Source organism: Thermostilla marina (genome assembly GCF_054657455.1).
In genome coordinates this window covers 4,927,711-4,947,103 of record NZ_BAAHYR010000001.1, presented here as the reverse complement: position 1 = coordinate 4,947,103, position 19,393 = coordinate 4,927,711, and the positions used below count along the sequence as shown (strand labels likewise).

Annotated in this window: 11 protein-coding genes and 1 pseudogene; 4 read left to right on the top strand and 8 right to left on the bottom strand. The window is 62.0% G+C overall.

Annotation, left to right across the window (positions count from 1 at the left end; genetic code table 11):
- From ACYQ2I_RS17830 to ACYQ2I_RS17805, 6 genes and pseudogenes are all read right to left on the bottom strand, one after another.
- Positions 1-293: pseudogene (locus ACYQ2I_RS17830) on the bottom strand (L-rhamnose/proton symporter RhaT); the annotation flags it as partial.
- Between the two features lie 63 nt (positions 294-356).
- Positions 357-2,174 carry an arylsulfatase gene (locus tag ACYQ2I_RS17825; protein ID WP_460168387.1) on the bottom strand — a complete coding sequence of 606 codons (1,818 nt, stop codon included), beginning with the start codon at positions 2,172-2,174 and terminating at the stop codon, positions 357-359.
- Between the two features lie 308 nt (positions 2,175-2,482).
- On the bottom strand, positions 2,483-3,577 hold the full coding sequence (locus tag ACYQ2I_RS17820; RefSeq protein WP_460168386.1) for a mannose-1-phosphate guanylyltransferase: 1,095 nt from the start codon (positions 3,575-3,577) through the stop codon (positions 2,483-2,485).
- A gap of 70 nt (positions 3,578-3,647) precedes the next feature.
- On the bottom strand, positions 3,648-5,048 hold the full coding sequence (locus ACYQ2I_RS17815) for a UTP--glucose-1-phosphate uridylyltransferase (protein WP_460168385.1): 1,401 nt from the start codon (positions 5,046-5,048) through the stop codon (positions 3,648-3,650).
- A gap of 189 nt (positions 5,049-5,237) precedes the next feature.
- Positions 5,238-6,122 (bottom strand): MBL fold metallo-hydrolase, encoded by an 885-nt coding sequence (locus tag ACYQ2I_RS17810; protein ID WP_460168384.1) that lies wholly within the window; start codon positions 6,120-6,122, stop codon positions 5,238-5,240.
- A 185-nt stretch (positions 6,123-6,307) separates the two neighbouring features.
- The gene (locus ACYQ2I_RS17805) at positions 6,308-7,216 is read right to left on the bottom strand and encodes a hypothetical protein (protein ID WP_460168383.1); all 909 of its coding nucleotides are present in this window, start codon (positions 7,214-7,216) and stop codon (positions 6,308-6,310) included.
- Between the two features lie 241 nt (positions 7,217-7,457).
- On the opposite strand from ACYQ2I_RS17805, the gene ACYQ2I_RS17800 reads away from it, so the two are divergent.
- From ACYQ2I_RS17800 to ACYQ2I_RS17785, 4 genes are all read left to right on the top strand, one after another.
- Positions 7,458-9,344: a sulfatase-like hydrolase/transferase gene (locus tag ACYQ2I_RS17800; protein WP_460168382.1), complete on the top strand. Its 1,887-nt coding sequence runs from the start codon at positions 7,458-7,460 to the stop codon at positions 9,342-9,344.
- Between the two features lie 238 nt (positions 9,345-9,582).
- Positions 9,583-11,463: a PSD1 and planctomycete cytochrome C domain-containing protein gene (locus ACYQ2I_RS17795; RefSeq protein ID WP_460168381.1), complete on the top strand. Its 1,881-nt coding sequence runs from the start codon at positions 9,583-9,585 to the stop codon at positions 11,461-11,463.
- Between the two features lie 22 nt (positions 11,464-11,485).
- Complete coding sequence (locus ACYQ2I_RS17790; RefSeq protein WP_460168380.1) at positions 11,486-12,922, top strand: DUF1501 domain-containing protein; 1,437 nt, start codon at positions 11,486-11,488, stop codon at positions 12,920-12,922.
- Between the two features lie 135 nt (positions 12,923-13,057).
- Positions 13,058-14,476, top strand: coding sequence for a sulfatase family protein (locus ACYQ2I_RS17785; RefSeq protein ID WP_460168379.1), 1,419 nt, complete (start codon positions 13,058-13,060; stop codon positions 14,474-14,476).
- Positions 14,477-14,591: 115 nt separating this feature from the next.
- Here the strand turns inward: ACYQ2I_RS17785 and ACYQ2I_RS17780 are convergent, their stop codons facing one another.
- Positions 14,592-16,070 (bottom strand): DUF1501 domain-containing protein, encoded by a 1,479-nt coding sequence (locus tag ACYQ2I_RS17780; RefSeq protein ID WP_460168378.1) that lies wholly within the window; start codon positions 16,068-16,070, stop codon positions 14,592-14,594.
- Between the two features lie 109 nt (positions 16,071-16,179).
- The gene (locus ACYQ2I_RS17775; protein WP_460168377.1) at positions 16,180-19,380 is read right to left on the bottom strand and encodes a PSD1 and planctomycete cytochrome C domain-containing protein; all 3,201 of its coding nucleotides are present in this window, start codon (positions 19,378-19,380) and stop codon (positions 16,180-16,182) included.
- Positions 19,381-19,393 lie beyond the last annotated feature (13 nt).

Here is a 19,393-nt window from a genome sequence, read left to right as displayed (position 1 = left end):
CCCAACGACATGCCGATGTGGGTGATCGCCTTACCCCACATCATCACGCCCAACCCCCAGGCCAAACTGGCCACGCACATCACCGCCAGCTTCCATTGCGGGAAGTCCGAGTAGACGCCGCCGATCCCCTTCATCAAGATCGCCGTAGCGGCGATGGGGACGACGAACATCGTCAGCAAAAAGAACAGCCCCCAGGTGTTTTCGAACTTGAAATCCTTGGTGAACTTGCCGGGAAGGGCATACAATCCCAACATGATCCCGGCGACGATCGCCCACATGACTCCCACCAACATGACGTCATCTCCTGTTCGGAATACGCTGGAACGGGTTTCTCTCGCTGCGACCGCCTTTACACGTTACAGTCGTTCGATGACGACGTAGTACACTCCCCACCGCTTGCCCGAGGTATCGTAGAACCACGCGTGCAAATCCACCGGACCTTCGGGCAGTTCGACATCGAAGACGACTTCACGATCGTCGGGACCGACCGGCCGTACTTCGTCGAAGTCACCGATCGCCAGCCGTGCCCGCACGGCGTCGATGCGACCGGTTGGAGCACGATACCCCTTCGAAATCGCATGCTTTTGCGGATCGAGTTGAGGGGGCGGCACGACATCGCGGATCGCGACGTCGAGTTCCTCGGGCCAACGCCGCAGAGCGATGCGATAACGTCCTTTTCGAGCGACCTTCAAATCCCAGAAGCCCTCGGCATCCATCGCCTGCCGAACCATCTGCTGGCTGTAGGGGATATGCTCCCCGTGCCATTGCTGACAAGTGAGGACGGTTTTCGGTTGTGCCTCGCTGCCGACGACGACGCGGGCGTAATCGTCGAAGCGTGTCGAAATGTGAGCCCACCATGCCTCGTAGGCCTGCATCAAACGGGCGACCACTTCGGGATGTTCCCCGGCCAGGTCGTGCTTTTGCCCCGGGTCGTCTTCGATCGCGTACAATTCACGTTTCTCCGGACCGTCGCCGACCAGCCGCCACGTCTCGGTGAGGACGGAAAAGTCCTTGTACTTGATGGGGCGATCGTCGACCAGCGGCTGGTTGAAACGGCCTTGGTGATGGACGAACAAGGTGCGTTCCGGCCAAGGGGCGTTCGGGTCTTTCAACAGCGGCGCAAGGCTCTTTCCGTCGAAATCGACCGGGCGCGGCAGTTTCAATCGGCAGAGCTCGATCAACGTGGGCAAGAGATCAAAATGGGCGGCCAGGCGGTCGACGTCGCGTCCCCCGTAAAGACCGCCCGCGGGCCAGTATATAAAGCAAGCCGCGCGGTGGCCGCCCTCGTATGCCGTCGCTTTCGAGCCTCGCATTCCCGCGTTGTATACCTGCACGCCGGCGGTGCCGCCGTTGTCGGTCAAGAAAACAAGGATCGTGTTCTCGGCAAGCCCCAGTTCGTCGAGTTTGCGGCGGAACCGGCCGAGGTTTTCGTCGATGTTCGCGATCATGCCGAAAAACCGCGCCGTGCGGTCGCCCAATTCGGCATAAGGCTCGGCGTATTTCCAGGGAACATGATGGGGCCCATGCGCGGCGTTCGTGGGCAAGTAGATGAAAAACGGCCGATCGCGCGTCGATTCGATGAAGCGGATCGCTTCCTCGAACCAGACGTCGGTGCAGTAGCCGCGAACTGCTTCACGGCATCCGTTGCGCACGTAGATATCGTTGTAGTTGTCGTTTCCCCAGAAGTCGGGCGCTTCGCCGACGACGCCCCCGCCGTGCACGAGCGATTCTTGGAAGCCGCGGTCGACGGGCCGGTACGGGTAATTATCGCCCAGGTGCCACTTGCCGAAGACGGCCGTCCGATACCCATTGGCCGAGAAAATATCACCGGCGGTAAGTTCGTCGGGCCACGGTCGGTGCCTGCCCGCATACGTCAGCCAGACGCCTACGCGACTCGAATAGCGCCCGGTCATCAGCGCGGCGCGCGTGGGGGAGCATGTAGGGTCGACGTGGAAATCGGTGAAGCGGACGGCCTCGTCGTGCAAGGCATCGATATTCGGCGTCTTCAGATACGGATTGCCGTGACACGACATATCGGCATACCCTTGGTCGTCGGTCATGATGAGGACGACGTTGGGCCGCCGAACGGTTTCCGCGGAGCAGGTTGCCGCGAAGAACGCGCACAGGATCGCGTGGCAGACGATTGCCCGGCGGTGTGCGAGTAGCTGGAACATGATGCCGCCTCGACGCGAGAACCGAACAGAGGCGAGTATCGTGGGGCGACCTTCCGGTCCTGCCCGTGATTTCGCGCCCGTTGATCACATCAACCATACGTGTCGATTGTATACAATCGACAATCGTTTTCAAGGTTTTGGTTCAACCTTTTCTGCAAATCGGCACCTCGCCGCCGCAGAACCCGGTGCAGCCGCGTGCGCTCGCGGCCCTCCAGCGGTCCCAAAACAAAGACGGCGAGACGACCTGATCGCCTCGCCGCCGGCAGAAATCATTCGTTCGACATTCGCGCCTGTCGAAAACGCGGGAATCACAACACGTCGTTCGCGCCGCCGGCTTGCAATTGCTCGATGATCTTGCGGACGTCCTCCTCGCGGTTCTTGTCGGCGACCAACACGGCATCGGGGGTTACGACGACGATCAGGTTCTCGACGCCCAAGGTCGCGACCACGCGCGCTGCATCGCCGCAGCGGATGATCGAATCCTTCGTGTCGATCGCCACCGCACGGGCGGCATCGATCACGTTTCCGTTTGCGTCTTTGTCTTTGAGACGTTCCAGAGAACGCCAGCCGCCCACGTCGTCCCACTCGAACGGCGCTTCGATCACGATCACCCGATCGGCCTTTTCCATCACGGCGTAGTCGATCGAGATCTTGGGCATTGCCGCGAATTCTTCGGCCAACACGCGTTCGTAGTCGGGCGTGCCGATCGCCTTGTCGATCGCGTCCAGACGGGTTGTGATTTCCGGTTCGTATCGCCGCAGGGCTTCGAGGATCGTCTTCGCTTTCCACACGAAGATCCCGGCATTCCACGAAAACGTGCCTGCCGCGAGATACTCGCGGGCGACCTCGACGCTCGGCTTTTCACGGAAGCGCGCCACTTCGTGCACGGGGATCGAGCCGTCGACCTTCGGCGACTGCAACGCCTCGCCTCGCTCGATGTAGCCGAACGACGGCGACGGATACGTCGGCTTGATGCCGAAGGTGATCAGCCGTGAGGGATCCTCCTCGACCAGGTCGGACGCCAGTTGCAAGGCCGCCTGGAATCGCTCGGGCGGAAAGATGACATGATCGGCAGGCATCACGGCCATCGTTCCTTCCGGATCCTTGCGGACGACGAACAGTGCCGCCAACGCAATACACGGCGCCGTGTTCCGCGGACACGGCTCGGCCAGGATCGCCTCGGGCGGAAGAAACGAAAGCTCTTCACCGATCCGCGGAGCGAGTGCCTGCGTGGTCGCAATGAGCACGTTTTCCCGCGGAACCAACTCACCCAAGCGATCGACCGTCGCGCGAATCATCGTCCGGTCGTCCGTGATCTTGAGCAGTTGTTTCGGACGGTCGGCGCGACTCTCGGGCCACAAGCGGGTGCCTGAGCCTCCGGCCATGATCACTGCGTGCAACATCGTCGGACCTCCGTTTGATGATGTTCCCTCGTGTGTGACGACTTTCGCACGACCGGGGCCGCGTAAACCGTCAGGCGAAGTACGTCGGCTCGACGACCTTCGTCCCGGCGGGCAGCTTCGTGCGCAGCTCATCGACATCGAGCGCAAACAACGGCGAAACCTCCACCGCTACGCCGTCGGCGACTTCGGCTCCGGCCGCTTCCAACCATTTGCGATAGAAAGCGACGATCGCCTCGCGGACCGCCTCGGGCGTGTCCTCGGCGGCCCCCGGGGCATTCTTCAAGGGGGCGAAGTGTTCCGCAGCGTCGACCTCGACGACGATCGCGTTTTCGGCCTGCGGAATCAAATCGAAGATGAACCGCTCGAACTTGATCGCGTTCGGGCTTTCCGGCTTATGGGCTTGGCCCTGCAAATCGACGTAGGGCACTTTCTTGCGGGCGATGTGGAACGGCAACGCCTCGGCCAGATCACTCATGCGGGCGAGGAAATCGAGATTGATCACGTGCACGCCGATGCTGCCCGCCCACAAGAGCAACGAACCGTCTTCTGCGGTGCGACGGGCCAGTTCGTCGGGCAGGTCGCTGTACTCGATCACGTGAAGCCGATCACCGACCTGGACGACATTACCCACCCGGTCCAGCGGCGTTTTCTTCGCGACCACCTCGGTCGTCATCTCGGAACCGGAGAGCAAGTGGTATCCGATCACCTCGGGCGCGGCGATATCGACCAGCGGATTGTCGACCTGGAAGTAGAACAAATAGCGGATGCCCCGCGACCGCAGCTTCTCCATCGTGCCGCTTTTCACCAACGCCGCAAGCATCCCCCCATGCCCGTCGGGACTGACGGCCAACCGGTCGGGCGCCGCCAGCAACAACTTGCCGGTTTGCGCGTCGACCGCGGGCATCGTCCCTTGGCAAAACACCAACAAGTCGTCCACGGGCAAGCCGAACCGCTCGTGTTCGGCGAAGAAGGCGATCGTTTCGTCGTTCGTCGCCGGGCTGGTCATCAACGCCAACGGGATGGGCTTTCCGTAACGTCGCGAACGGGCGCGTATCTTCTCGACGTGAATCTGGAACAAGGTGCGATTCGATACCGGCCCGATTTCGAACATCCCTTTCGGATGCGGAAATCCCAGCCGTGTTCCTTGGCCTCCGGCGACCAAGAGCGCGGCCACTTCGCCTGCGGCCAGGGCCTGTTCTCCTCGACGGCGTGCTTCTTCGGGCGAGTACTCCGAGGGTCGCCCCAGCCGCACCGCCCGGGGCGAAGTCGCTTGGGCCAGCAACCCCGCCACATCGACCACCGCATCACGGTTCGCGTACAACCGGGCGATCAAATCGAAGTCGACCTCGGCGATCTGCGCCGCCAACGAGTCACGCTGTTGCACGTCCAACTGATCCCAGAACGCCAACAGGTGCTCTTGCCCATGTTTTTCCAGCTTTCCTAAAAGCTGCTGTTTATCAGTGTTGCCCATTCGTACACCTGAGTTTGTTGCTCGGACGCTCGGTTCCCAATCCGCAATGTTGCCGCGCTCCGGCCGATCTTGCGGCCCCCGTCAGGCGGGGGCGTCCATTGCGATCGGCGTTCACCTCGCGGAACCGGCTCGACGAGGGAGCGCTCGTTGGGGGGGATGGGAATCGTGATTTGTATCTTGAGTTCGCTCTCAGCTCGACTGTGGAGCGCTGCCCGGCGGCGACGAACACCGGACTTCGCGTTCCTCGGAAAGCGGGGGAAACTCGATCCCCGCCAGTGGGATCCGCAGCCCGTCGTAGGCCGGTCGGACGTTCTCCGGCAGGCTCGCTTCGAGTTCGGCGTGATCGAGCCGATGACACATGTGCGTGAAATAGCACCGCTTGGGACGAAGTTCTTCCACAGCGACCAAGGCCTCGTCGAGCGACATGTGCGTCGGATGAGGCTCTTTTCGCAAACAGTCCAGGATCAAACAATCGAGGTCGTACAACTGCGCCTTCGACGGCTCGGGAATCGTTTTCACATCGGTACAGTAGGCCGTCTTGCCGATGCGGAAGCCCAAGATGTCCCAGCTACCGTGGGCCAATCGCACGGGAACGATTTCGGCCCCCAGCAAGTCGAACGGCTCGGGACCGATCCGATGGATTTGCAGCTCTGGGATCCCTCCGTGGGGAAGGCGACGCGCCGCCTCCGAAAAGGCGTAATCGAACGCCCGCCGGATGCGGTTTTCTACCTGCTCTTCGCAAAAAAGGGGCACTCCGCCGCCCAGGTACTTGTTCATGATCCGCAGATCGTCCAGCCCGAACAGGTGGTCGGCATGACCGTGGGTGAACGCGACCGCGTGAATGACGCCGATTCGCTCCCGCGTCAGTTGCAACCGCAACTCCGGCGGGGTATCGATCAAGAGATTGCCGAACGGCAGGCCGAAGACGACGGCGCAACGGGTACGGCGGTTGCGCGGATCGTTGCTTCGGCAGACGCGGCATCCGCAACCGATCAGCGGTACCCCGTGCGAGGTTCCCGTCCCCAAGAAGACGAGTTCCCCCCGAATCGATTCGTTGAGCAGTTCTTTGGGCACGGGAGGGCCCTTTTCGGCAAAAGTCGTGTCGTGATGATTACCGCAAGCGGTGTGAAGGCAGCGTCTCCCGGCGCACGCCGCAAAAACATCTATTCTCGGGAATAGCCCCGCTTGCCGAAAGGGGACGTGCGATATCCCCGGCCTCGTCTCCCTCTACACGGGGGAACGCTCTTCAGATTCGGCTTTCAGAACGAAAAGGTGATTCCCGAGACGAGTTGGTTGAGCTCGGTCGTTCCCACGTCGAGGTATTCGTACCCGATAAAGGGTTCGAAGCGTCCCGCGGCAGCCCCGATCGTCGTGCGGAACCGAAACAGCGAGGTGTCGCCGAGCGTCCCCAAGTCGATTTGGGTCGACGAGACGAACGGACGCGCGAAGAAGAGGTCGAAGCCGTAGGTCGTGTTCACACCGGCGTCGAATTGCCCTTCGCCCTCGAGCCAGTTGAAGCCGACCCCGATGTAGAAGTAGCCGCGTTCCGACTCGGCGAAGCGGTAGTGGATGTCGGCATCGCCGAGTGTCATGTGATCGTACGAGCCGTCCCCGAGACGTTCTTCGAACCAATGCGCCTGCGCGTCGACTCCGAAGCGGTTCGCCCCGGAGAGAAACAAACTGCCGCCGACACGATACAGGTCGTCGACGGGCGTCGCAAAGTCGATCGAGGCCCGGCCCCAAAGGGCCTGCTCCAACGACCAACTTGCCGCATTCGCCGGATCACGGTACAGACATCCGCAGTCGGGCTCTTGATACGGATAGTCGACGAAGCGGGTGACATGGTCGTGCTCGTCTTCCAATACGGCCATCGGTACCCAGACGGGCGAGGCGACGACCGGCCACACCAATTCTTCCCCCACGTACAACCAAAACGACGTCTCGCCGTCGCAGGTCTCGCAGTCGACATCGTTGCAATCGTGTCGCGAAACGTGCGTTTTGCGGGTGCGATCGCCCGCCCCCGATGAAGCCTTCGACGGCGCGTTCCGTCCGGCAGCCTCGGCCAGTATGCTCTCGACGATGCCGCCCGAAACGTTCGGCGCACGCGCGAGAAGGTGCGCCGCAAGGACGCCCACGACCGTAATTCCAAATGCCGTTCGACCGAACATGCTTTTCTTCTGCTGATCGTCGAGTCGTTTTGCCGAGGGAAGCGGCGCACGGTAGCAATTTTCAGTGTGGACGGCAAGAGAAAGCGATGCGGGATTGCCGCTCGCCTCGTGTTTCAGATACCTCGCATCAATGAATCCGACACGCAGCGGTTGTCTCGCTTCGCTGCGGCAATTACCGTACAGCGAAAGCGACAGTATAGTCCCCCAACCGCAACCGAACGATGTTGCAGGAGGAAGGCGTATGTTGCGGGCTTTTCTGTATGGTGTTGCGACGGTGTGTCTTACGGTATCGGCAACGGCAAAAGCCGCGGCCGCCGAGAGTCCCAACATCCTGTGGATCACGTGTGAAGATATCAGTCCCGACTTGGGCTGTTACGGCACTCCGAATGCACATACGCCGAATCTCGATCGGCTGGCCGCCGAGGGGACGCGTTATACGAATGCATACGGCATTACCGGCGTTTGCTCGCCGAACCGTAGTTGCCTGATCACCGGCGTATACCCCTCGACGCTCGGCAGTCACGGCATGCGCAGTACCACCTGGTTGCCCGAGGCGGTAAAGTGCTTTCCGGAATATCTGCGTCGCGCGGGCTATTACTGCACGAACAACGTGAAGACCGACTACAACTTCGCCGTGCCGCCCGAAGCGTGGGACGAATCGAGTCGCGCGGCGCACTGGCGGAATCGCAAGCCGGGACAACCGTTTTTCGCCGTATTCAATTTCACCGTTACGCATGAGAGCCAAATTCGCGTGCCCGAGGCCGCCTATCGCCGGAATACGGCCCGGCTGAAACCTGAGGAATTCCACGACCCGAACGAAGTCGTCGTTCCGCCGTTTCATCCCGACACCCCCCAGTCGCGCAGAGACTGGGCCCGCTATCACGACAACATCACCGCGATGGACTATCAGGCGGGCGACATCTTGAAGCAATTGGAGGAAGACGGCCTGGCCGACGACACGATCGTGTTTTTCTTTTCCGACCACGGAGCCGGAATGCCGGGCGTCAAGAAATGGGTTTGGGGCCCGGGCCTGAAGGTTCCGTTTCTCGTCCGCTTTCCCAAGAAGTACGCCCAATGGGCTCCGACACCGCCGGGCGGCACGACCGACCGCCTGGTCAGCTTCGTCGATTTCGCGCCCACGGTGTTGAGCCTGGCCGGCGTGTCCATCCCCAAAGCGATGCAAGGTGTACCGTTTTTGGGACCGCAGGCCGGACCGCCGCGGAAATATGTCTACGCGATCCGCGACCGCATGGCTGAACGGTTCGACATGGTTCGCGTGGTCCGCAGCGCCCGATTCCAATACAACCGCAACTTCTATCCGCACTTGCCTTGGTCGCAATATGTCGAATACACCGAACAGATGCCCACGATGAAGGTCTGGCGCCGCCTGCACGAAGAGGGCAAGTTGAATCCCGTCCAGGATCGCTACTTCCAGCCCAAGCCGGTCGAAGAATTGTACGACACCGCCGCCGATCCGTATCAGGTGCACAATCTGGCCGATGACCCGCAGTATGCCGACGTGCTCGCCGAAATGCGCGCCGAGTGCCGCCGTTGGATGATCGCGACGGGCGACTTGGGGCTCTTACCCGAACAAGCAATGCTCGACCGCGCCGAAGGAAGAACGCCCTACGATGTCGCCTTCGACAGAAAGGCGAACCCGGTCGCCGAACTGCTCGACGCCGCCGAAATCGCAAGCCGGCGCGATCCGAAGTGTCTGGAGGATCTCGTCGCGTTGGCGGGGCACGGCGACCCTGTGTTTCGCTACTGGGGGGTGACGGGGCTTGTCGCCTTGGGCGAACAGGCCGCGCCGGCCCGATCGGTCGCAAAGCAAATTGCCGGAACCCCCTCCGAGCCGGGTTACAACCGGGCCGTCGCCGCCGAGGTTCTCTACAAGCTGGGCGACGTCCAAACAGCCCTCGACGTACTGACCGAATTGCTCGAATCGCCCTCGCCGCTGGTTCGATTGCGGGCGATCAACGTGCTCGATCGCATGGGGGAAGACGCCCTTCCCGCCGTGGAGGCGATGAAGCGGGCATCGATGAAAAACGCCGGTCACGTGGGGGGATATCTCAACCAGATGACCCGCTACGTTCCCGCCCGGCTCGAAGCGAACGCCGACAAGCAGTAACCGCTTACCTGCGTGTGCAGGCGGTGTCCGAGGAAAAATCGCGTCATCCGCGCACCGACCGATGCCCGGCCGCGCCGTCGGCCCGCGCCCCCATTGTCCGCGCATAGGCCGATTTCGATCGAATAGGCCGATTGGCGACCTCTGCATCACCAAAGCCGCCGTCCGAATTCATTGCCGCGGCGCATTTTTGCGAAATAATGTCGGCGTCAGTTGACATTATTCTTGTAGGGCGGTGCTCATGCGTGGTCGGTCGTTGCTCGTCGTGGTGGGGGTGTGGGGGCTCGTTTTCGCAAACGCGACGGTGGGGCGCTCGGCCGACTCGAAGCCGGTCGATTTCGTGCACGAGGTCGTCCCCATCCTTGAAAACCGCTGTATCGGTTGCCACGCCGACGGCGTCTACGAAGGCGGCGTTTCGTTCGACGATCGCCGTGCCCTGTTACGAAGCCTGGTCGTCGTGCCGGGGCGGCCCGAAGGCAGCGAGCTGATCGACCGCGTCACCAGCAGCGATCCCGACTATCGCATGCCGCCGGAAGGCGATCCGCTGTCGGCCGACGAAATCGACGTCTTGAAACATTGGATCGCCCAAGAGGTTCCCTGGGAACCGGGCTTCACGTTCGCAACAGCCGACACGTTCACGCGACCGCCGGCGCTGCGCGAGGTCGCCGTCCCGAAGACGCACGCACATCCGCTCGACGCCCTGCTGCATGCGTACTACGCGCGAAACGGCATCGCCGCGCCCGAACCGTGTGACGATGCCGTGTTCCTGCGTCGGGCTTCGTTGGACCTGACGGGCCTTCTACCGACGCCGGAAGAACGCGACGCATTCGTGAACGACACCCGCCCCGATCGCGATGCGCGGCTCGTTCGACGGCTTCTCGACGATCGCCGCGCGTATGCCGATCATTGGTTGACCTATTGGAACGATCTCTTGCGCAACGATTACGCGGGCACAGGCTACATCGACGGAGGGCGCAAGCAGATCACCGGCTGGTTGTATCGATCGCTGCTGGAGAACAAACCGTTCGACGAATTCGTGCGGGAACTGCTCGCTCCAAAGCCCGAAGCCGAAGGCTTCATCCGCGGCATTCGTTGGCGGGGAAACGTGAACGCGAGCCAATCGACCGAACTTCAGTTCGCGCAGACGACCAGCCAGGTCTTTCTCGGCATCAACATGAAGTGCGCCTCGTGCCATGACAGTTTCATCGACCGCTGGACGCTCGACGACGCCTATGGGCTGGCGGCGATCACTGCCGATGAGCCGCTGGAAATCTTCCGCTGCGACAAGCCCACCGGGCGAACCGCGCAGGCCCATTACTTGTTCCCCGAGCTGGGCGACATCGACCCTCACGCGCCGCGTGAAGAACGCCTTGCCCAATTCGCGGCATTGACCACCTCGCCTGCGAACGGCCGTTTTTCCCGCACGATCGTGAACCGACTGTGGCATCGTTTGTTCGGCCGCGGGCTGGTCGAGCCGGTCGACATGATGCAAAACCCGGCATTCGATGAGGACATTCTCGATTACCTGGCCGGCTACCTGGTCGCGCACGATTACGACTTGAAAGAGCTGCTGTTCCACATCGCCACATCACAGGCGTATCGCGCGACGTGCGACACCCGACCGGCCGAGGCACGCGACGATTTCCGCGGCCCGATTCCCAAACGATTGACTGCCGAACAGTTCACCGACGCCGTGTGGTCGCTTGCCGACGCCGCTCCGGCGAAGCCCGAGGCGGCGTTACCGCCCGAAGCGCCGCCGGCACGGTTCGTCCGCGCGTCGTTGGTGCGTGCCGACGCCATGCAACGGGCGCTGGGGCGTCCCAATCGGGAACAGGTCGTCTCGACACGACCGAGCGACCTCGACACGCTGCAAGCATTGGAGCTGACCAACGGCCCCACGTTTGCCGCGCTGGCGGCCCGGGCCGGAACCCGCCTGACGGCCGACCATCCTTCAACGAGAGAGCTCGTTCGTCATGTGTACCTCGCGACGCTATGTCGCGAACCGAGCGCCGACGAACTCGCCGAAGCGACGGCGTTCTTGGGCGACACGCCGCAGGCCGAGCACGTGGCCGATCTGCTTTGGGTGATCTTGATGCAGCCCGAATTCTTTTTTGTTCATTGATTTCGAGGGCGAGGAACGGTCCATGCGATCCGACGTATTCGATCGAGAAAATCACAGTCGACGAGCGTTCTTGAAGTCGACCACCGCGGCTGTGCTCGCGGCCCTGGCAGGCCCGATTCCGAAGCTGTCTGCCGAAACCGTTCCCCCGGCTCCGAAGGCCGATGCGTGCATCTTGTTGTGGATGGCAGGCGGCATGGCGGCCCCCGACACGTTCGATCCCAAGCGGTACGAACCGTTCGAAATCGGACTGCCTGCCGAAAAAATCCTGAGCACCTTTCCCGCGATCGATACCGTCGTCGACGACATCAAGATTTCACAGCATCTCGACCGGATTGCGTCGATCATGGATCGCGGCACGCTGATCCGTTCACACGTGCTGGCCGATCTGGGGCATATCCTTCATTCTCGGCATCAGTATCATTGGCACACCGGATATGTTCCGCCGCAAACCGTGGCGGCACCGCACATGGGCGCATGGATCGCCAAGTTGCTCGGGCCGCGTGATCCGGCGATTCCCGCCTTCATCGACATCGGCCAGCGACTGGAAGGCGTCGGCGAGAAGGAAGAGCTGAAGGCGTTCCATCAGGCCGGTTTTTTCGGCACCGAGTTCGGCCCGTTTCTGTTGCCGTATCCCGACGATGCGATCCGGGCCGTCCGACCGCCCGAGGGAATGACCCCCACGCGGTTCGAAGCCCGACACCAGTTCTACCGCCGCTTGGTCGAGAAGAATCCGGCGTATCATCACGCCTCGGCCGAGCACCGTGAAGCGATGCTGCGTTCGGTCGAAAACGCGCATCGTCTTTTGGTTTCCCCCAAACGCAAGGCGTTCGACCTTTCGGAAGAGCCGAAGGCCGTCTACGACACCTACAATACGGGACGGTTCGGGCTGGGGTGCCTGTTGGCTCGTCGGCTGGTCGAAGCCGGTGCCCGCTTCATCGAAGTCACGACCGAGTACGTCCCTTTCGAAGGCTGGGACACCCACGAAAACGGCCACACCCGCGCCGCCGCGATGAAGCAAATGATCGACAGACCCGTGGCGCAGTTGATCCTGGATCTCGAAGAACGCGGCCTGCTCGACCGCACGCTGGTCGTGCTGGCCAGCGAATTCAGCCGCGACATGATGGTGGAAGGGGTGCCGGGGAGCACGGCCCGGGACCAATCGCGGGCGAAGGCCGACAAGATGTCGGAACTCAAACAATACGGCCTGCACCGCCATTTCACGGGATCGAGCTCGGTCCTGATGTTCGGCGGCGGCATCAAACGCGGATACCTGCACGGCGAAACGGCCGAGGAACGTCCCTTCCTCGTGACTCGTGACCCGGTCTCGATCTCCGACCTGCACGCCACCATCTACACGGCGCTGGGTATTTCTCCGCGAACGTCGTTTGAAATCGAGAAACGCCCCTTCTACGCCACCGAAAACGGTGAGGGCAAACCGGTCGAGGCACTCTTCGCGTAAACCGCGAATCACGCGAGTCGTTTGCGTTCTGCGAAACCGGTGACTAGATTCGACTTCGGCGACGGGCGATCGCCTTGTCGCACGCGGGGGAAGTGCGTGCTTGCAACAGGGGTGTTGCCGAACCGAGGACCGATCATGTTTCGCACTTCTCGCTTCGTCGCTGCTTTTCTGCTTGCCGCGTGCCTGGCGCCGCTGGTGCCGGCGGCCGAAACAGTACGACCGAATGTGCTGCTGATCTTCGTCGACGATCAGGGCTATTACGATCTAGGGTGCTACGGGGCGACCGAGGTGAAAACGCCTCGCATCGACGCGATCGCTGCGGGGGGAATCCGTTTCACCGACTACTACGCGGCCGCGCCGATTTGCAGTCCGTCGCGGGCAGGGTTGCTTACCGGCTGCTATCCGAGGCGCGTAGGAAACCACATTTGGGTCCACCGCGCCGATTCGAAGTCGGGCATCCATCCCGACGAATTGACCTTGGCCGAACTGTTCCATTCGCAAGGCTATGCGACCGCGTGCATCGGCAAATGGCATCTCGGTTTCCGAGAACCGTTCCTGCCGTGGAATCAGGGCTTCGACGAATATTTCGGCCTGCTGCACAACCTCGACCCGGTGGAGACCGTCTACTTCGAGGATGAGGGCGGCGTGCCGCTGCTTCGCAACGGCACGGTCGTCAAACGGCCCGTCGATCCCGCCGAGTTGACCCGCCTTTACACCGACGAAGCCATCCGCTTCATCGAAGCGAACAAGGATCATCCGTTTTTCCTTTATCTGCCGCACACGATGTTGCACAATCCGCTGGGGGTGAGCCCCGAGTTCCAAGGCAGCTCGAACTGGGGCGAATACGGCGACGCGATTCAAGAGTTGGACTATCACGTCGGCCGGCTGATGGACACCCTCGAACGACTCGACATCGCCGACCGCACGATCGTGCTGTACCTTTCCGACAACGGCCGCGGGCCGGGCAGGAACCCGCAACAGCCGATCCGCGGACACAAGCTCTCCACGTTCGAAGGCGGTATCCGCGTACCTGCGATCGCCTGGGGGCCGGGATCGGGCATTCAAAGCGGCGTCGTCTGTCGCGAGGTCGTGCGGGCCATGGATTGGTATCCGACGCTGGCGACGCTGGCAGGCATCCGTGTGCCCGACGGCGTCGTCATCGACGGCCGCGATCTCGCGCCGCTGCTTCAGGGAAAGACTTCGACCGTGCCCGCAGCGGGAACCGGCGGGTCGTTGAATGCCGACATACCGCTGCGCCGCTGGTGGGATCCGCCTCGCGAGTGGGCCGAGTTGATCACCCGCGACGAGTACGACGAAGCCTTTTTCTATCACGGCAGCCAAGGGGCGTTGGCCGCCGTCCGCTGGCGACAATGGAAACTCTACTTGAATCCCACGCTCACGTTGTACGACCTGTCGGCCGATCCCGGTGAACAGCATCCGGTTTCGAACGGCCGAATCGCGCGCAAGTTGCGCGGCATGGCCATCCTGTTCCAGGAAGAGATGCGCAAGACCGCCCGCCCCGCCGGTGATGCGCTTTGGGATGACGCCCGCTAGTCGGATCGCAAGTCCTCATCCCACGCGAACGATCCCCGCTTCGTCGGGCGTCGAGCGAACATCCGTCGCTCCGGATGATGCCTTCCGCGACGGCTGCTCGGTGCCGCTTGCGGTATCAGGCGAGCAAATCTTCGACGACGTTGCCGTGGACGTCGGTCAAGCGGAAGTCGCGTCCTTGGTACTTGTACGTGAGTCGCTTGTGGTCGATGCCCAGGCAATGCAGGATCGTGGCGTTCAAGTCGTGGATGTGCACCGGGTTCTCGGTGATGTTGTAGCTGAAGTCGTCCGTCTCGCCGTAGACGATTCCCGGCTTGATGCCGCCGCCGGCCAACCACATGGTGTAGCAACGCGGATGGTGATCGCGGCCGTAGTTGTCTTTCGTGAGTGTGCCTTGGCAGTAGATCGTGCGTCCGAACTCACCGCCCCAGACGATCAGCGTATCTTCCAGCAGACCACGGCGTTTGAGATCGAGAATCAATCCGCGACACGCGCGGTCGATGTCTTTGCATTGCAACGGCAAGTCCCGCGGCAACTGCCCGTGCTGATCCCATCCGCGATGGAAAATCTGTACGAATCGCACGTCGCGCTCGACCAACCGCCGGGCCAACAAGCAATTGGCCGCGAACGTACCGGGCGTGCGGGCATCTTCCCCGTACAGGGCGAAGGTCTCTTCCGGTTCCTTGCTGATATCGGTCAACTCGGGCACCGAGAATTGCATGCGATACGCCATTTCGTACTGGGCGATGCGTGTTTGGATCTCGGGATCGCCCAGTTCGTCGTACAGCTTCTTGTTCAACGCGACCACACCGTCGATCATCATGCGGCGGGATTTTTCGTCGACGCCCGGCGGATTCGACAGGTACAGCACCGGATCGCCTTGCGAGCGAAAACTCACCCCCTGATATTTCGACGGCAAGAACCCCGATCCCCACAACCGCGCGTAGATGGCCTGGGCGTCGCGTTTGGAGCTCCACGTCGAGTGGAGAACCACGAACGTCGGCAGATCGGCGTTCATCGATCCCAACCCGTACGAAAGCCATGCGCCCATGCACGGCCGGCCCGGCACCTGCGCGCCGGTGAACAAGTACGTAATCGCCGGATCGTGATTGATCGCCTCGGTGTACATGCTTTTGACGATGGCGATTTCGCCCGCCACGTCGGCGATGTTCGGCAGCAATTCGCTGATCCACGCGCCCGAGGGGCCGTATTGCTTGAACTTGTAGATCGACGGTGCGATGGGGAACCGCTTTTGGCCGGAGGTCATCGTCGTCAGCCGCTGCCCCATCCGTACCGAGTCGGGCAGGTCGACGTCGAACATCTCCTGCATCTTCGGCTTGTAATCGAACAGGTCGATTTGCGACGGCGCCCCGTTCATGACCAGGTAGATGACGCGTTTCGCCCGCGGCTTCACGTGCAGCCGTTGCAACACGCCGCCTGCTCCCGGATTTCGCAGCGGGTCGTCGCCCGCGGACGAACCGGCAAACAGACGCGGATTCAACAGGGCCGCCAAAGCGATCGGGCCGAGCCCCCGTGCGGCGCGGCCGAAGAACTGACGCCGGGTTTCCAGCAGGGCATTTTCTTCGCGGGGATCCATGGTCGACTCCGCTTTCAATCGTTCAACTAGAAATTCATATTCGGATCGAACGTCTTCGGGACCGCAGCCTGCGCAGCAGGGCAATCGTCCTCCTACCACGGCCCGACGGCTATTTGCAGATCGTTTCGTCGATATTCAACAGCACGTTGGCGGTCATCGTCCACGCGGCCAGGTCGACCGGCGGAAGCGATTCGTCGCGCGGCGATTCGCCGACGCCCAGCAGTTGCTCGGCCGCTTCGGGACGCGACTGGAAGTAGGCTCGCTGGTTGCGGTATTGATCCAGCAACACGGCAAGTTCGATCTCGTCGGGGAAGCGTGCCGTCACCAGGCGGAAACCGAACGCGGCTTTCGCCTCGGCCGTGTCGCCGCCTTCGTGCATCAATCGTTCGGCCAGTTTGCGGGCCGCTTCGACCTGCGCGGTTTCGTTCATCAACGCCAGCGCTTGCAACGGCGTGTTCGTGCGAGGACGACGGGCGACGCACTCTTCGCGGCTGGGAGCGTCGAACAGGATCATCACCGGCGGGGGCGATGTCCGCTTCCAGAACAGGTACAAACTGCGCCGATACAGTGCTTCACCGTGGTCTTGCACGTAACGGGCCGTGTTGCTGCTCTCGTATCCGACCGCTTCCCACAATCCGGACGGCTGATACGGCTTGACGCCTTTACCGCCGAGTCGATCGACCAGAAGCCCAGAGACGAACAATGCGGTGTCGCGGATCATCTCGCCGTCCATGCGGTACCGCGGACCGCGCGCGAGCAGTCGGTTGTCGGGATCGATCGCCAGAAGTTCCGGCGTCGTCTTCGCCGACTGCCGGTAGGTCGCCGAAGTCACCATCAGCCGCATCATGTGTTTGACGTCCCAGCCGCTTTCTCGGAACTCGACGGCCAACCAATCGAGCAATCGGGGATGGCTGGGACGCTCGCCCTGCGAGCCGAAGTCTTCGGCCGTTTTCACAATGCCCGTCCCAAAGACCTGTTGCCAAAACCGGTTTACCGTGACCCGTGCCGTCAACGGATGCTCGGGTGCGACCAGCCACCGGGCCAGCCCCAAGCGGTTGTGAGGTGCATCGTTCGGCATCGGGGGGAGGACGGCGAGCACATCCGGTTCAACGGCTTCTTTCGGCTTGTCGTATTCACCCCGGTCCAAGCGGTGTGCTTGACGCGGCTTGGGCAAATCGGCCGAAACCAACGTCCCGGGGATCTGCTTTTCGAGCTCGTCCAGTTCCTTTTGCAGCTTGTCTCGTTTCTCGTTCCACGGCGCAAAACGTTCGCGGTACTCGGCACACACGTGCCGCAGGAAGTGGCGGAAGAGTTGTTTCGTCTGGTTTTCGTTTCGTTTTTCGGGCGAAAGCTTGGCAATATCGGCCAACGGTTTCGGAAGCCCGGCTCCTTGGGCGTCGCGGACGAACACCTCCCACCGTCGAAAAGACCGAAACGACGTGCCCGCCTGCGGTGTTTTGGTGCGTAGCCCGGCGGCATCCCAGTACACCGTGCCGCCGTGCTGTGTGAAGGCCCAGCCTTGCACCTTGGCGCCGGGTTGGAAGCCGACTTCGTCGACCGGCACTTCGAGCCGCACCCATTCGCCTGCCGCGGGCAAATCGCCCAATCGCCGATGGGCGGGCGAGTCCTTGTCGCCGCCGTACGGAATCAATCCGTCGCCCCAGTAAGCGCGATGTTCCCACGAGCCGTCGTTCCATTGCAGCATGATTTCCTGCGGCGGGTTCTCGGGATCGAGATACACGCTCACGAAAAAGACGTCTCCTTTACCGATCTCCAGCGGGACGGCATTGACGAAATAGTGCTGCGCCAGGCCCTCGGCGGCGCGGCGCATGACCTTTTCGCCTGCAACGGCCGGCGGAACGCCGTCCTTCCCTCCGGCGACGAATTCCCACGGTTGCCCGTCGGCCGAAAGCTTCGCGCCTTGCGGAACGTCGTCGTCGACCCACAAGTAATCCTGCGGTTCGGAAACGGAGGGCACCTCGGCATCGTCCAGAGGATCGGCGTATTCGCTTTCGAGTTTCGTCAACTCGGCCTCGATCGAACGGTCGATTTCGGCGATACGTTCGACGAGTGCAGCTTTCATTTCGGCCTGCTCGGGCGAGGGCACTTTCACGAACGGCGGAGTCAGCTCGGCGTTTCCGTCCATCGCCGGATCGGCCATGCTGTAAAAGAAGGCGTAAAGCTGGTAGAACTCCTTCTGACTGATCGGATCGTACTTGTGGTCGTGACAGACGGCGCAGCCGACGGTCAGCCCCATCCAGGCCGTCCCCATCGTTTTCGTGCGGTCGACCGCGTAACGCACGAGGAATTCCTCGGCAATCGCCCCGCCTTCGCTGGTCGTGATGTTGCAGCGGTTGAAGCCCGATGCGATCTTGTCGTCCAGCGACGCATCGGGCAACAGGTCGCCGGCGAGCTGCTTCACCGTGAATTGATCGAACGGCAGATTCTCGTTGAACGCCTTCACGACCCAGTCGCGATAGGGCCACATCGAGCGGTAATTGTCCAGGTGCAGGCCGTGCGTGTCGCCGTAACGGGCCACGTCGAGCCAGTACCGCGCCATGTGTTCGCCGTAATGCGGCGAGGCCAACAACCGGTCGACCACTTTTTCGTAGGCATCGGGCGAATCGTCGGCCAGAAACGCATCGACCTCTTCGGGCGTCGGCGGAAGGCCGGTCAAGTCGTAGGTCACGCGGCGGAGCAGGCGCGTTTTCTCGGCCTCGGGTGAAGGCTTCAATCCCTCGCTTTCCAACCGCGCCAGAATGAAGCGATCGATCGGATTGCGACACCACGATTCGTTTTGCACTTCGGGCAGTGCCGGTCGTTGCGGGGGCACGAACGCCCAGTGCGATTCCCACGGGGCGCCTTCGTCGATCCAACGGCCGATGAGTTCGATTTGGTCGGGAGTCAACTTCTTGCCCGACTCGGGCGGCGGCATCTGTTCGTATTCGTCTGTCGAGCTGATGCGGTAGAACAGTTCGCTTTCGTCCCGACTTCCGGGAACGACGACCCCGGGTTCGTCTTCCGTGCCCAGGGCCCCTTCGGGTTGATCGAGACGCAAGTCCGCTTCCCGCGTTTCGGGATCGGGACCGTGACAGAAAAAGCAATTATCCGAAAGGATCGGCCGAATCTGGCTGTCGAACTGCACGGGCCGATCTTCGGCGGAAGGCATCGCGTCGCCGGCGACTCCGACGGTTGCAACGGCGCCTGCCAAGAACAATCCGGTGATCGCACCGAAAAACAGTGTTCGACGGGATGAACGTCGCCCGGCAGTCGGCGCGATGAACAGGTTCGCTTGCGTGTCGATTCGCATGTGCCGTCCTTTC

What these genes read in the sequence shown, in the direction of transcription:
- ACYQ2I_RS17825 (WP_460168387.1), bottom strand. Translation starts at nt 2,174, where the DNA reads ATGTTCCAGCTACTCGCACACCGCCGGGCAATCGTCTGCCACGCGATC.
- ACYQ2I_RS17820 (WP_460168386.1), bottom strand. Translation starts at nt 3,577, where the DNA reads ATGTTGCACGCAGTGATCATGGCCGGAGGCTCAGGCACCCGCTTGTGG.
- ACYQ2I_RS17815 (WP_460168385.1), bottom strand. Translation starts at nt 5,048, where the DNA reads ATGGGCAACACTGATAAACAGCAGCTTTTAGGAAAGCTGGAAAAACAT.
- ACYQ2I_RS17805 (WP_460168383.1), bottom strand. Translation starts at nt 7,216, where the DNA reads ATGTTCGGTCGAACGGCATTTGGAATTACGGTCGTGGGCGTCCTTGCG.
- ACYQ2I_RS17800 (WP_460168382.1), top strand. Translation starts at nt 7,458, where the DNA reads ATGTTGCGGGCTTTTCTGTATGGTGTTGCGACGGTGTGTCTTACGGTA.
- ACYQ2I_RS17795 (WP_460168381.1), top strand. Translation starts at nt 9,583, where the DNA reads ATGCGTGGTCGGTCGTTGCTCGTCGTGGTGGGGGTGTGGGGGCTCGTT.
- ACYQ2I_RS17790 (WP_460168380.1), top strand. Translation starts at nt 11,486, where the DNA reads ATGCGATCCGACGTATTCGATCGAGAAAATCACAGTCGACGAGCGTTC.
- ACYQ2I_RS17785 (WP_460168379.1), top strand. Translation starts at nt 13,058, where the DNA reads ATGTTTCGCACTTCTCGCTTCGTCGCTGCTTTTCTGCTTGCCGCGTGC.
- ACYQ2I_RS17780 (WP_460168378.1), bottom strand. Translation starts at nt 16,070, where the DNA reads ATGGATCCCCGCGAAGAAAATGCCCTGCTGGAAACCCGGCGTCAGTTC.
- ACYQ2I_RS17775 (WP_460168377.1), bottom strand. Translation starts at nt 19,380, where the DNA reads ATGCGAATCGACACGCAAGCGAACCTGTTCATCGCGCCGACTGCCGGG.